Genomic DNA, 12,941 nt, shown 5'->3' with positions numbered 1-12,941 from the left:
GTCTGTATACACTTATGAAAGAATAGATGAGGGAGGCTTTTTTATGTCTAATAAATTACTTCTTACTTTTGCTTTACTTGGAATTATAGTCGTATTTTCTTGTGGTCTTTTCTTACCGATACCAATTGGATATAGAGTATCAATGCTTACAGCTGGAGTTATAATGAGTGTTGTGTTTTCAATCATTATTCCGTTTGATAGAAAACATATAGTACGAAAAAAAGGGAATAAAATCGATTTTACAAAAACAAAAGTTTATTTTCGCTGGAATGTATTTGATACGATTTCTGTCTGCCTTGCGTTGTATGCATGCATATGTGTGCAAGCGTTAAATACTTTAGTTGCAATGGGATTTACGATTCAAAACCCATATGTTCAATTTTTTACAAATCAATCACAATTGTGGGTTTTCATTGCAATTGCATATTTAATTTCCCGCATTTCATTAACGTTAAAAGGAATAAAGGAGATCAAAGATCATGGCGCAGATTGGGATTGAGGAGGAGCTCATGCTTGCGTATCAAAGTGGAGATAAGCAGGCTGGGGAAAAACTATATGTTTTAATCAAACCAGCGCTATACACATTTTTATATCGATTTAATCGAGATGAACAATTAAGTATCGACCTTGTACAAGATACGTTTTTGACGCTAGAGCGTAAGAAACATATGTATGAACCTGAGAAAGGTAAAATAAAAACGTATTTATTCCAAATCGGTTACCGTCTTATGATTAATAAATTAAATAGAAGAAAAAAGTGGCGTGCACTTTTGCCGTTTTTAGTGCCGATTCAGGAAAAGGAGTTTTCTCACGAAGATCGGCTCACAGTAAGAGAAGCAATTTTGAAAGTTCCGGAAGAACAGCGGGCTGTCCTCATTCTTTCTTATTATCATGATATGCAGCAAAAAGAAATTGCAGAAATATTAAACATTCCGATTGGAACAGTGAAATCGAGACTTCATAACGGAATAAAGAAATTGAAACAATTGCTGGAGGTGGACGAAATTGAGCGAAAATCCCTTTAAGAGTGAATATAAGTTAAAGCAACATTTAGATAGTGATCATGTAGAAATACCAGACTTTCCAAAAACGGTAAGTCGCTTCGATCGATTAATCGGATTTCTTGGTTCTCCAGCGAAAGATCCTGTAGAGGCGACCATTGGGAATGATTTATCGGTTGTGTTTCATGTATCGTTATTAGTTGGGGTTCCGGTTATTTCTCTTATTACGATACTCTTTGCGGCGTTGTAAAGGATTGGCAAGGAGGGAAACCTGACCTCTATTTGACATGCCTATATAAATGATGGTATAAAGAAAAGTATATGAATAATTGAGCGTGGAAAGGGAGAAGTAGTGATCATTTCCCTGTTTTAGAGAGCTGATGGCCGGTGAAAATCAGCACATAGATGATCGCGAATTACGCCCCTAGAGCATCTTTTTTCGATTGAATTATATTCAAAAGGGAAAAGACGGTGCTAAGCCGTTATGTAAATAAGGTGGTAGGCTTTTTTTGCCTGCAACTAGGGTGGTAACGCGATGATCAAAATCGTCCCTTATTTGAAGGGGCGATTTTTTTATGTTTTTAACCTTCACGCCAGTAATGAACTTAAAGGAGAGTATGTAGGATATGGGTATTTTACAAGATCTTGAATTTCGCGGTCTAATTAATCAGCAAACAGATGCTGAGGGCCTTGAGCAATTATTAGAAAAAGAAAGCGTTAAATTATACTGTGGTTTCGACCCGACAGCGGATAGCTTACACATTGGTCATATGTTACCAGTATTAATGTTACGTCGTTTCCAATTAGCTGGTCACCAACCAATCGCACTTGTTGGCGGTGGTACTGGTATGATCGGTGACCCGAGTGGTAAAAAAGCAGAACGTACATTAAATACGAAAGATACAGTTGCTTACTACACAGAAAGCATTAAAAACCAACTTTCAAACTTCTTAGAGTTTGAAAACGTGGACAACCCAGCAACGATGGCTAACAACTACGACTGGCTTGGTAGCTTAGATGTCATTTCATTCTTACGCGATATCGGTAAAAACTTCGGTTTAAACTATATGTTAGCAAAAGATACAGTAGCATCTCGTTTAGAAACTGGTATTTCATTCACTGAGTTCAGTTACATGATTTTACAATCATACGACTTCTTAAACTTATACCAACAACATAATTGCCGTCTGCAAATCGGTGGTAGTGACCAATGGGGTAACATTACAGCTGGTCTTGAATTAATCCGTAAATCAGAAGAAGATGCGAAAGCATTCGGTTTAACAATTCCACTTGTTACTAAATCTGACGGTACGAAGTTTGGTAAAACAGAAGGCGGCGCAATTTGGTTAGACCCAGAGAAAACAACTCCTTACGAGTTCTACCAATTCTGGATCAACACAGATGACCGCGACGTTGTTAAATACTTAAAATACTTCACATTCTTATCTCACGAAGAAATTCTTGAGCTTGAAAAGCAAGTAGCTGAAGCGCCAGAAAAACGTGCAGCACAAAAAGCATTAGGTTCTGAAATGACAAAACTTGTTCACGGCGAAGAAGCATTAGAGCAAGCGATTAAAATTTCAGCTGCATTATTCAGCGGTTCTGTAGCAGAACTGACTGCAAGCGAAATCGAGCAAGGATTCAAAGACGTACCATCTGTAGAACGTACTGCAGAAGATACAGTATTAATCGACTTACTTGTAGAAAGCAAAATCTCTCCATCAAAACGTCAAGCACGTGAAGATGTAACGAACGGCGCAATCTACGTAAATGGTGAGCGTACACAAGCATTAGACTACGTTGTAACAGAAAACGACCGCATCGAAGGTAAATTCACAATCATTCGCCGCGGTAAGAAGAAATATTTCTTAATTCGTTACTAATAAATAAAAAGCTTTGAGGAATTTCCTCAAAGCTTTTTTGTTTTAATCTCCTTTTCGAGTTCATACGGAAATCACATGTAAGCGGTATGATAAACGTATAACAATTAGAAAGGAGTGGTAAAACGAAATGTCACTAGAAGCGTTGATTATTTTTTCTTTGCTAAACGCGGGTCAACTTGCAGAGAATTCGAAGGTTGATATACATAAAGAGCAGAAAGATGCTTATGTATATGTTCAAAAAGAGGAAAATAAATAACTTTAATATATATAAATAAAAGCTACTCGAAGTAACTGTTTTGGTGTCTTCGGTAGCTTTTTAAATCATGAATAAATAGGAATCAATTCTCGCTTAAAATCTTCGTACATTTCAAAGGCAATTTTCATGATTTCTTTGAGTTCATCGTAACTGTGGAAATATAACACGGGTACTTTTCCCATGTCATTTGATAACAATCTTATAAATACGTCCCAAGGGTCTCCAACTCTAACTTCATCATTATGCCATGCTTCCCAAATTAATTCAGCAACACCATATTTTAAACTGATGTTAAATCTAAAGGCGTAGCTATCTTTGTTTTTTACTTCACCTACAATAAAAAAGTCTGCTTTTTTATTGTAACGAGCTTTATAGCCAAGAGTCTCGAATACTTCAAATACTTTTTCATTTTCATAGTTTTCAAATGTATTTTCACTATTAGAAAATTTTTCTGATAAAGCTTTATATCTTTCTACAAAGTTAATTTTCTCAAGTACCTCTTTTATTTCAAGTTCTAAATCATATGCCATCAATTATTCCTCCCTAAATCTAATCCTAATAGCATATTTACCTTTCATTTCTTTCAAATACGTCTCAAAATTTCCCCTGAATTTGTTTCTTTTTTCGTACGTGAAATTGAAGTCTTTACAAATGTATAATTTGCTTGATACAGTTCATTTTGAAGTATCTTAGTTATAATATTTTCACCAGTAAAATCAAATATTCCTTTTCCATGATATTTGATTCGAAACAAAGGAAAAGCTAGCGTAAACGTTAGTTTAAATAGTAATCAGGCGTTCTTCTTTGTGTGATTTTTATCTCCATCGCCATGCAATCGTGGTATCTTCAATGTGGATTGCTGGAATGCCGATTCCTAAATACTTCTCTTCGTTTTCATCGAAAACGGACCAATTTTCATCGTCTAGAAATTCAGGGTCAATACTTTCAAAGCCAAAAGTACTGTCTTCGTCTACCATTTCACGAAAATATTCTTGATAGGGTTTACTATATCATTTAAATGTATTGTTCCATACATCCATGGTGTTTCTGCAAAAATGTCTCTGATTTCACCTATTTCAGTATCTTTAAAGTATAATTTCATATTTGCACCCTCTTATTCATGAATTTTGAAATAGTCTTTTGGTATCTCGCCTTTTATCAAATACTCATTATCTCTTTTTGTCTTAGAGCGAGTTTTTTCCAATGAGGTGTTGTTAGTCTATCCTGCTCAATTAAACGTTCGAAATCGAATAGAACGGTATAAATTTTAGTTAAATGAAGAAATCCGGCTCTTGTGAGTCGGATTTTCTTTTTTTTATATTTAAAATAACATTGTCTTTCTTGAATATGAAATTATGAATAGATAGGAATTAATTCTTGTGGCTCCACTTTTACTATTCATGTTAAAAGTCTAAATCTTTTTCATTACCATCATAATCTACTAGTAATGATCCTTCGTCTAAGGTATCCATTAACCATTCCACCAAACCATTCCATGATCTAGAAACGCTGTGAGTCTCCCTATCCCATTGTATTACCGTTGCATCGTATCCATTGCTTGATTCTAAGTCTATACATATCGAGTCACCATAGTTTAAATCTGCGATGATTAAATACGTGTCTGGCATCTTTGTCGGTCTTCGTTCTTTTTTAAACGAATCATTTAGATAGGAGCCACCACGCTGTTTTGGGCCCCCAGCAGCTGTATGAATTTCTGACAGGACTGTTCCAGGTATAAATAATTCTCCACCATTACACACTTGGAGAAAATCTTTATATATATCAGGAATTTGAATGTTAAGTTCATTTTGAAGGCTTGTTATATCTTCTAAGCTGATTCCATTATTTAGGTTGTGAATACCATCTACATATTTATTAACTTCCTCAAAAAATGGTTGTAAATGATTGTTTTTTGAATAATATTTTCTTAGCATAAAACCATCTCCCTCTATTCATGTTTCCAAGGCGCAACGTCTCCAAAGTCAGTCATACTATCATTCTTAGGAGTATAGTAGCCATTTGTAGGATTGTGATAATTCCCACGATGGGCGTCAAGATGTTCGTTTACATCCATATTCCTTCCCTTTAAAAATTGAATGTTATCTGGTTCACCAGCAAAATCAGGATATTCATTAGCAGATTTCATATGCTGTCCCTCGTAGCCTTTCACTTTTCCTGTTTGTAATAACTCTAGTTTTTCTGCAGGGGTCCAATCTCTCGTTCCTTTTCCAGTTTTTTCAATTAATTCTTTCTCTTGTCTCCATGCGTGGCGAACAGCTTTCTGGCGAAGAGCTGAAAATTGTTTATCTGTTAACCATTTTCCGTTTACATTATATTGTTTTTTTCCATCAACAATCCGTATTTTTTCTGTATTCTTAACACTATTACCAACCTCGCTAGAAGACTGGGATTTTTGAAGGTTGTTAGCATCGGCTTTCTCCTTTATTCTATCACTAGTCCCATTAGAAGAAGAGTGGAACTTTTGAAGAGTATCCTTACCATTTTGAATTGCATTACGCCCAACAAATACACCATGTCCAACAAGACTAACTCCAGCCGTTGTAGCAGCTGCATCAAACGTAATAGCAATTGGTGATGCTAATCCACCAGTTCCTACTGTTGCGACTAGAGTTAAAAAATTAGAGCCGCCTATGACGGTAAGGCCTTCTAGAATTTCTATAATGGAAGCCGCTCCTGCTATAACATTTCCCATGAACCTTCCCGCTTGATAAGTTAACTTGCTTTCTAATTCATCATTATCAGGTGATTCTAGTCCAATAACGCTTTCGAAAGCCGCGCTGCCAGCGCCTTGAAAAAATTCTTTCATAAATTCCCAAGTACTGATAGCTGTTTTTTCATACCATGGTCTATTGGCTTCTTGTTCTCGTAAAGCAATTGCTTTTTCAATTTGTGCTTTACTTGCTGTAATTGCTTGAATAGGACCCGTCCACTCCATATTCAACCCTTGCGTACTAAATGTACCACTTGCAGGACTAAAACCTTTTCCACTTTGAACTTCCGCCAAACCTGTCGCAATGCTAGCGGCTAGTTGGAGTGCAGTATCATAATTATTACTAGAAGTATAATTAAATTCATAGAGATGTTCTAATTTTTCTTGCAGTTTTTGCCTCATGACAGTAAAAAGATTTACCATAGCGTCCATACCTGGGATCGGCATAGTTTGGTTGAGCGCTTCTGTACTTGCTATCATTCGGTCAATTTCCCGAATTTGTTCTAATATCTCTTGTTCAATTACATCTGTAGAAGCGACTTGTGATTGAAATTGATTTGGAAAAGCATCATTCTGACGAATTAATTCTTCACACAAATAAATGATTCCTTGTGCCAAAGGTCGAAAGGTTTGTACAAAAAATGATTTTGCACTGCTATATGTTTGTCCTTGTAGAACAGTATCAATTGCAAAAGCATCAATCGACTGAATAGCTTGTTCCATACCTTGAATGGTAGCGGTACATACAGCATTCATACTTTGTGTTTGGGTATGTACTTCCCCTAGATACATATTTAAACTCAAAAATCTCCCCCCTTTAATAAGTAAATGATACCAATTTAAGGAGAGAACTGTAAATGTTACATTGCAATGAGTTTATTAGAGGTAGTAATATACCTCAAAGCGAACTTATCCATATTCAAAATGACAGGTGACATAAAAAAATAAACTCACATTTCTATAGCATATAATGTGAGTTTGAAAGTTGGAAATGAAAAATAGTAGGATTAAAAATAGTTTGAACTTTTATTAATCAGATAAAATTACAAGCTGGTTTTTGTGATATAAATGGGCATTTGTATTCATAAATTGTCTAACTTTTCCGCCTGTCATTCGATATGTACATACTGCGCATACAGCAATATGCTGTCCGGGGTTTATATCTTCTGGCGAAAGTGTTTCAGAATCGAAGTAAATAGAGGGTGAAGGAATTTGCTCTATACCATTACTACTAATTCCTTTTTTTCCCCAACGAAGGTTTATAGCATATTTCCCTGACATTTCTATATATCGCACGCTGTCTACAATGCCTTCTATACAAATGGGATGTCTGTTTTCCCATTTTAGTTGTTTGACGTAATTGCACGATTGTATATAACGGTCAGGTTCATAATAAAAATCACTCCACTTTATTCTTTTTCCATGCATTTCAATTTCAATAATAGAGTGTAGTTCGGTTTGTTTTTCTAGAATATTCCGTAACTCAATTATCTTTTTCATGGTTGATAAGTATGAGTTTAAGCTCCCGCTAGAATGATAAGTTCTATCTTTTTTATTCAGTGCCTTGTTTTGATCATTCTTTGGCTTTGTAGTTTGATTTTTCAATTCTTCTAAAGGCTCATGGATCATATTTAAGCGAAATAAAAAAGTTTTATCCTCTACACTTTTTAAAATGTCATCATCGGAATCACGTGCGATAACTTTAATCTGACCGAGTGTATTGTATGAACAGAATTCCTCGTGGTTTATGCCGCCTTTTCGGTAAAAAAGCGCTGGAATTTCTACTTCATTTCTCATATGTCTTGTGCGATGCGCCACAGGTATTCTACAAACTTCACATTCTAATTCTTGTTTTAAATGCTTATTTACAGGTTCATCTATTTCTTGCGCTGAAACCTTTTCATTCAAAATTGTCGAGTAAGCTTCTTTCATTGTTACTGCCATTTTCCTCTTCTCCTAATAAAGAAAATTTACCACCATCATAAATTGTATTTATATAGGATATTTTACCATTATCAGCATTTGAAGTGGCTAGGTTTGGAATTTAATATTTGACGTATGAAAGAAATTTGGTATTTGAAGATAATCTGATTTTTATTACGTTATTTTGAAAAGAGGGGGGAATTTAATTATAAGTAGATTCTTTTTGCGCTTTTTTTAGGGGTATTAATATAACTTCAAACAAATTCACCAATATTTTAAATAAAAGGGGGATTTACATAAATATCATGAAAATTATCGTGATAATGCATAGTCCTTGTACATCGTAATAACCTTATGTAATAATGGTGATTTAGAGCATAAGGAGGGACCAAAGTGAATATAGCACTAATTATTACATCAATTTTTTCATTAGCTACATTAGTTGTATCAATTTATAACGCTAGAACCTTAAATGAAAACAAAGAAAAAGATCGTAGGATAGCTGTAGAATTATCTGAGAAAAGAAGAATGCAAAATGATTTATTCGAACACATTACAAAAGTTCTTGATTTGGGTAGAAGGTGTAGTGTGGAAACTGATGAAAAAGAAAAGCAAAAAATAAAATTTGAATTGTTAAATCATAAAATATTTATTTGGATTAACTTAGATAGAAAAAATAAGTTTACAAAAGATTTAAGGATAAACTGTAATGAATATATTACCTGGTGGGCTTCTTTTTTAGATTCATCGAATGATGAAGAAAAATCAAATTTCGAGAGAGCATCTTATAAAAATATGAAGTCAATATGGATTCTGATTGATAAATATATTGAAGAAGAAAATAAATTAATTGAAGAATTAATGTAGTCACATTCAATCGGGTGTGCTCTTTATTATGTATTAGATGTATATGCGATTGAACGTGGAAAGAACCGAATATATTAAATAATTAGCCAAGTAAAAAAGTGAACGCCTACCGAAAATATTCGTTCACTTTTTAATCTTTATAAATGTAGTTCATAATTTCCGTCAGTACTATTGGGCTTTCTAAATATTTCCTCGAATGGATTAAGTTTTTTTGAGAAACCATTTTTTAATGCAAAGTGGTAACCTTCTTCAGTTATAACTTCTTGTAATACTAATCGTTCAAATCCTTTTTCTTTAGCGAATGTTTTAAACCATTCAAGAACAATACTTCCCTTACCTTGATTACTTGGTGTAATGTTTATAGCAGTAATCGCCAAGTATGGATCGGGGAAAAATTCGCTTCTAAGGTTAATGGTGACTTTAGATTTTTTAGAAGAAATATCTAAAGAATACTTAGAAAGGCCTTCTATGAACATTATTTCATCTTGCACTAATTCTTCTAATAACAATTTAAATTTTTGAAAGTCTTGTACATGGAGAGGGATCTTGTTGGATTTTTCTTTCAAAACAAGTAACTCCTTTTACCATCTATTTTGTGTACTTATCCATTTCTATACACACGCCAGCCTTTTTTATTGTGACCCCAAACTAGCCCCAATTACATTCTTTTTTATGCCTTATCTTGCATTATTAAATGAAATAAAAAAAGCCCAGGCTCCTTGATAAACAAGGTTCCTAAGGCTTTTAATAATACTCTTTGCAGAGTACCGAGATTAACGAGAGTAGAACTCTACGATTAATGCTTCGTTGATTTCAGCTGGTAACTCAGAACGCTCAGCGTGACGAGTGTAAGTAGCTTCTAATTTGTCAGCATCGAAAGTTAAGTATTCTGGTACGAAGTTGTTAACTTCGATCGCTTCTTTAACAACAACAAGGCTGTTAGATTTTTCGCGAACGCTGATAGTTTGACCAGGTTTTACACGGTAAGATGGGATATCTACGCGAGCGCCATCAACCATGATGTGACCGTGGTTTACTAATTGGCGAGCTGCACGACGAGTGCGAGCTAAGCCCATACGGTAAACTAAGTTGTCAAGACGAGCTTCAAGAAGGATCATGAAGTTTTCGCCGTGCTTACCAGGCATTTTACCTGCTTGGTCAAATGTGCGACGGAATTGACGCTCAGTCATGCCGTACATGTGACGAAGTTTTTGTTTCTCTTGTAATTGTAAACCGTATTCTGAAAGTTTCTTACGTTGGTTAGGACCGTGAGGACCTGGTGCGTAAGGGCGTTTTTCTAATTCTTTTCCTGTGCCGCTTAGAGAGATTCCAAGACGACGAGACAGTTTCCAAGCTGGACCTGTATAACGAGCCATAGTTGACTCCTCCTTTAAAAATGTTTTTATTTACGTAAAATAAAAACAGACGTAATCGATATTTACGGGCATTTTGTTTTCATGTACCTTCGCTCCAGCAGCAGGGAGTTACGAGATACACCTCCGTAGAGGAACAAAATACAAACGATAAACTCACATTACAAGGCTGCCTTTTTATTTTACACAAACGCTATTATATCTTTTACCCAGAGTTTCGTCAAGCGAGTACGTTTTTGTTTTATGCATAAAAATTTTGGAAATTAATATAAGAAGGAATTTAAAACAATATAGAAGAAGAGATAGAAACACAAATAAAACGCTTACATAAAATAAAGGAAAACGTTCATCAAATTTTTATGGATGAATATGCGGCAATAAAAACATAAGGGGGATGTTTTTATGAAAAAGAAGCATATGGAGACAGCGTTAATTCACCACGGTTATATACCTGAGGAACATAAAGGAAGTTTAACACCACCTTTATTTCAAACTTCTACATTTACATTTGAGACTGCGCAGCAAGGAGAGGCGAGTTTTGCGGGAGTGGATCCATCTTATATTTACTCACGGCTTGGAAATCCAACTGTGAAATTATTTGAAGAACGTATGGCGGTGTTAGAAGGAGGAGAAGAGGCGCTTGCCTTCGGATCTGGTATGGCAGCTATTTCAGCAACTTTAATTGGGTTTTTAAAGGCTGGAGATCATATTATTTGTTCAAATGGATTATATGGGTGTACGTACGGTTTTTTAGAAGTGTTAGAAGAAAAATTTATGATTACGCATTCGTTTTGTGATATGGAGACAGAGGTTGATATTGAAAATAAAATTCGTCCAAATACAAAGCTTATTTTCGTTGAAACACCGATTAATCCGACAATGAAATTAATTGATTTAAAACAAGTGATTCAGGTTGCGAAGCGAAAAGGTTTACTTGTTATTGTTGATAATACATTTTGTTCACCTTATTTACAAAGACCGCTTGAGCTTGGCTGTGACGCTGTTGTGCATAGTGCGACAAAATATATTGGTGGTCACGGTGACGTTGTAGCGGGTGTAACAATTTGTAAAACGAAAGCATTAGCTGAAAAGATTCGCCCGATGCGAAAAGATATCGGCGGTATTATGGCGCCGTTTGATGCGTGGTTATTATTACGCGGGTTAAAGACGTTAGCAGTAAGAATGGACCGTCATTGTGATAATGCAGAAAAAATTGTATCGTTCTTAAGAAAACATGATGCGGTAGAAGATGTTTGGTATCCAGAAGGAGAGTTAGCATCTCGTCAAATGAAACACGGGGGCGGTGTTATTTCTTTTTCAGTAAAAGGCGGAAAAGAAGAGACACAAGCGTTTATTAATGATCTTCACTTTATTACAATTGCGGTGAGTTTAGGAGATACAGAAACATTAATTCAGCATCCAGCAACGATGACGCACGCTGCGATTCCAGCGGAACTAAGAAAAGAAATGGGCATTTTTGATAATTTAATACGCTTATCGGTCGGTTTAGAATCGTGGGAGGATATCGTTTCTGATTTAGAGCAGGCATTAAAGAAAATATCTACTGTTAATCAATAAAAAAGAGTGAGCTATCGGTTTTGTACAGGACGTACTAAATCGATAACTCGCTCTTTTCTTTTTACATATGTTTTAGGAGTGTTTCCACAAACTTTTCTAAATAGCGCTGATCTACTTCATCGAAACGATTCTTTTCAGGACTATCAATGTCAAGTACACCAATGACAGCTCCTTCTTTCACAATCGGTACAACGATTTCTGAATTAGAAGCACTATCGCAAGCGATGTGACCTGGGAATTGGTGAACGTCTGCTACAAGCTGCGTTGTTTTCGTTTCAGCTGCAACGCCGCAAACGCCTCGTCCAAATGGAATGCGCACGCAAGCAGGCATTCCTTGGAATGGTCCAAGAACAAGCTGAGTTCCTTCTGTTACGTAAAAGCCAACCCAATTAACGCGATCTAAAAATTGGTTTAATAATGCGGACGCATTTGATAAGTTTGCGACTACGTTTGATTCGCCAGTTAATAACGCATCCAGTTGTTTAATTACTGTCTCATATTGCTGCACGCGAGATCCTGCATAACTTTCTTTAGTAAACATGGAAACAGCTCCTTTTTTATCGAGATGTGTAAAATATTAGCAAAATACGATGTATTTCACATGACTTTGTCGATAGAAAATTAAAGGAATTTGTCTTAAAAGTCAAGAAATTTAAACTATAGCTGTTCAGTGAAGGGAAGTGAGCGCATGAAGCAGACGAAACAAAAAGTAATTGATGCGGCAATATCGTTGTTTAATACGAAAGGTTATGATGGAACGTCAGTGCGAGACATTGCAAAGCGAGCGGATGTGAATGTAGCGAATATTTCATATTATTTTGCTGGGAAGCAAGGTTTATTAGAACAGCTTATTACTGATTTTTTAGAAGGATATATTCATGTGATTGAAATGTCGTTTGAACAGAGAGAGTATTTGTCGGCTAAAGATGTAATGGTGCAAATGGTGCGCGGGATTTTACGATATCAATTTGAAAATAGAGAACTAACACGTTTCTTCTACCGAGAGCTTTCGCTTGATACGACATTAATTCGTGAAGTGATGACCGTTTATTTTTCTAAAGAAAGATATTATATAGAACAAATGATTAGACAAGGACAAATGAAACAAGAATTTCAGAAAGTATCATTTACAATGTTTATGACGCAATTAAAAGGTATGATAAGTATGCCGTTTTTATATCCACAATATATATCAGAAGTACTCCATTCTTTCCCGTCTGAGACATTTTTCATAGAAATGTATACGAAAGAGATTGAGCAATGGATGGAACAAGCATTATGTAAAGCGAATATGTACCATGAATGGCCAAGAGCTGTTCATATGTGAAG

General features: G+C 35.4%; 15 protein-coding genes, 1 pseudogene and 1 other annotated feature. Of the genes and pseudogenes, 8 read left to right on the top strand and 8 right to left on the bottom strand.

Translation table 11 applies throughout. From position 1 onward, the window contains the following. Nucleotides 1-43 precede the first annotated feature (43 nt). From GBN78_RS00590 to GBN78_RS00570, 5 genes are all read left to right on the top strand, one after another. Nucleotides 44-499: a hypothetical protein gene (locus tag GBN78_RS00590; RefSeq protein WP_152126866.1), complete on the top strand. Its 456-nt coding sequence runs from the start codon at nucleotides 44-46 to the stop codon at nucleotides 497-499. Then, nucleotides 480-1,025 carry an RNA polymerase sigma factor gene (locus GBN78_RS00585; RefSeq protein ID WP_098391375.1) on the top strand — a complete coding sequence of 182 codons (546 nt, stop codon included), beginning with the start codon at nucleotides 480-482 and terminating at the stop codon, nucleotides 1,023-1,025. Before GBN78_RS00590 ends, GBN78_RS00585 begins: the two co-directional genes overlap by 20 nt. Next, nucleotides 1,006-1,251, top strand: a complete 246-nt coding sequence (locus GBN78_RS00580; RefSeq protein WP_128267147.1) for a hypothetical protein — start codon at nucleotides 1,006-1,008, stop codon at nucleotides 1,249-1,251. The genes GBN78_RS00585 and GBN78_RS00580 overlap by 20 nt, the downstream gene beginning before the upstream one ends. Nucleotides 1,252-1,328: 77 nt before the next feature. After that, nucleotides 1,329-1,557, top strand: a binding site (T-box leader). 70 nt (nucleotides 1,558-1,627) lie between these two features. Further along, nucleotides 1,628-2,884, top strand: coding sequence for a tyrosine--tRNA ligase (tyrS, locus tag GBN78_RS00575; RefSeq protein ID WP_000512092.1), 1,257 nt, complete (start codon nucleotides 1,628-1,630; stop codon nucleotides 2,882-2,884). Nucleotides 2,885-3,011: 127 nt separating this feature from the next. Continuing rightward, nucleotides 3,012-3,140, top strand: coding sequence for a hypothetical protein (locus GBN78_RS00570; protein WP_000050940.1), 129 nt, complete (start codon nucleotides 3,012-3,014; stop codon nucleotides 3,138-3,140). A 65-nt stretch (nucleotides 3,141-3,205) separates the two neighbouring features. Here the strand turns inward: GBN78_RS00570 and GBN78_RS00565 are convergent, their stop codons facing one another. The 5 genes and pseudogenes from GBN78_RS00565 to GBN78_RS00545 all read right to left on the bottom strand — a co-directional run bounded on the left by GBN78_RS00565 (nucleotide 3,206) and on the right by GBN78_RS00545 (nucleotide 7,815). Continuing rightward, complete coding sequence (locus tag GBN78_RS00565) at nucleotides 3,206-3,670, bottom strand: hypothetical protein (protein ID WP_065703043.1); 465 nt, start codon at nucleotides 3,668-3,670, stop codon at nucleotides 3,206-3,208. Nucleotides 3,671-3,955: 285 nt separating this feature from the next. Beyond that, nucleotides 3,956-4,242: pseudogene (locus GBN78_RS00560) on the bottom strand (hypothetical protein). 301 nt (nucleotides 4,243-4,543) lie between these two features. Continuing rightward, nucleotides 4,544-5,074 (bottom strand): SMI1/KNR4 family protein, encoded by a 531-nt coding sequence (locus tag GBN78_RS00555; protein WP_076875959.1) that lies wholly within the window; start codon nucleotides 5,072-5,074, stop codon nucleotides 4,544-4,546. Between the two features lie 14 nt (nucleotides 5,075-5,088). Next, nucleotides 5,089-6,675 carry a T7SS effector LXG polymorphic toxin gene (locus GBN78_RS00550; RefSeq protein WP_152126865.1) on the bottom strand — a complete coding sequence of 529 codons (1,587 nt, stop codon included), beginning with the start codon at nucleotides 6,673-6,675 and terminating at the stop codon, nucleotides 5,089-5,091. 225 nt (nucleotides 6,676-6,900) lie between these two features. Further along, complete coding sequence (locus GBN78_RS00545; RefSeq protein ID WP_076875957.1) at nucleotides 6,901-7,815, bottom strand: hypothetical protein; 915 nt, start codon at nucleotides 7,813-7,815, stop codon at nucleotides 6,901-6,903. A 372-nt stretch (nucleotides 7,816-8,187) separates the two neighbouring features. On the opposite strand from GBN78_RS00545, the gene GBN78_RS00540 reads away from it, so the two are divergent. Then, the gene (locus GBN78_RS00540) at nucleotides 8,188-8,661 is read left to right on the top strand and encodes a hypothetical protein (RefSeq protein WP_076875956.1); all 474 of its coding nucleotides are present in this window, start codon (nucleotides 8,188-8,190) and stop codon (nucleotides 8,659-8,661) included. 137 nt (nucleotides 8,662-8,798) lie between these two features. Here GBN78_RS00540 and GBN78_RS00535 read toward each other — a convergent pair whose 3' ends face one another. Further along, on the bottom strand, nucleotides 8,799-9,227 hold the full coding sequence (locus GBN78_RS00535) for a GNAT family N-acetyltransferase (protein ID WP_076875955.1): 429 nt from the start codon (nucleotides 9,225-9,227) through the stop codon (nucleotides 8,799-8,801). A 207-nt stretch (nucleotides 9,228-9,434) separates the two neighbouring features. After that, nucleotides 9,435-10,037: a 30S ribosomal protein S4 gene (rpsD, locus tag GBN78_RS00530; protein ID WP_000135317.1), complete on the bottom strand. Its 603-nt coding sequence runs from the start codon at nucleotides 10,035-10,037 to the stop codon at nucleotides 9,435-9,437. Between the two features lie 399 nt (nucleotides 10,038-10,436). Here rpsD and megL point away from each other — a divergent pair, with 399 nt between their 5' ends. Continuing rightward, nucleotides 10,437-11,612 carry a methionine gamma-lyase gene (megL, locus tag GBN78_RS00525; RefSeq protein WP_000726558.1) on the top strand — a complete coding sequence of 392 codons (1,176 nt, stop codon included), beginning with the start codon at nucleotides 10,437-10,439 and terminating at the stop codon, nucleotides 11,610-11,612. A gap of 61 nt (nucleotides 11,613-11,673) precedes the next feature. On the opposite strand, the gene GBN78_RS00520 is transcribed toward megL, so the two are convergent. Next, nucleotides 11,674-12,153: a GAF domain-containing protein gene (locus tag GBN78_RS00520; protein ID WP_000494342.1), complete on the bottom strand. Its 480-nt coding sequence runs from the start codon at nucleotides 12,151-12,153 to the stop codon at nucleotides 11,674-11,676. Nucleotides 12,154-12,300: 147 nt separating this feature from the next. Between GBN78_RS00520 and refZ the strand changes: the two genes are divergently transcribed. Beyond that, nucleotides 12,301-12,939, top strand: a complete 639-nt coding sequence (gene refZ, locus GBN78_RS00515) for a forespore capture DNA-binding protein RefZ (RefSeq protein ID WP_000814923.1) — start codon at nucleotides 12,301-12,303, stop codon at nucleotides 12,937-12,939. Nucleotides 12,940-12,941: the final 2 nt, after the last annotated feature.

Origin of the sequence: Bacillus sp. B2-WWTP-C-10-Post-4, from assembly GCF_009183805.1 — a bacterium.
GTDB classification, from domain to species: Bacteria; Bacillota; Bacilli; order Bacillales; family Bacillaceae_G; genus Bacillus_A; species Bacillus_A cereus.
This window is presented reverse-complemented; position numbering and strand designations above follow the sequence as displayed.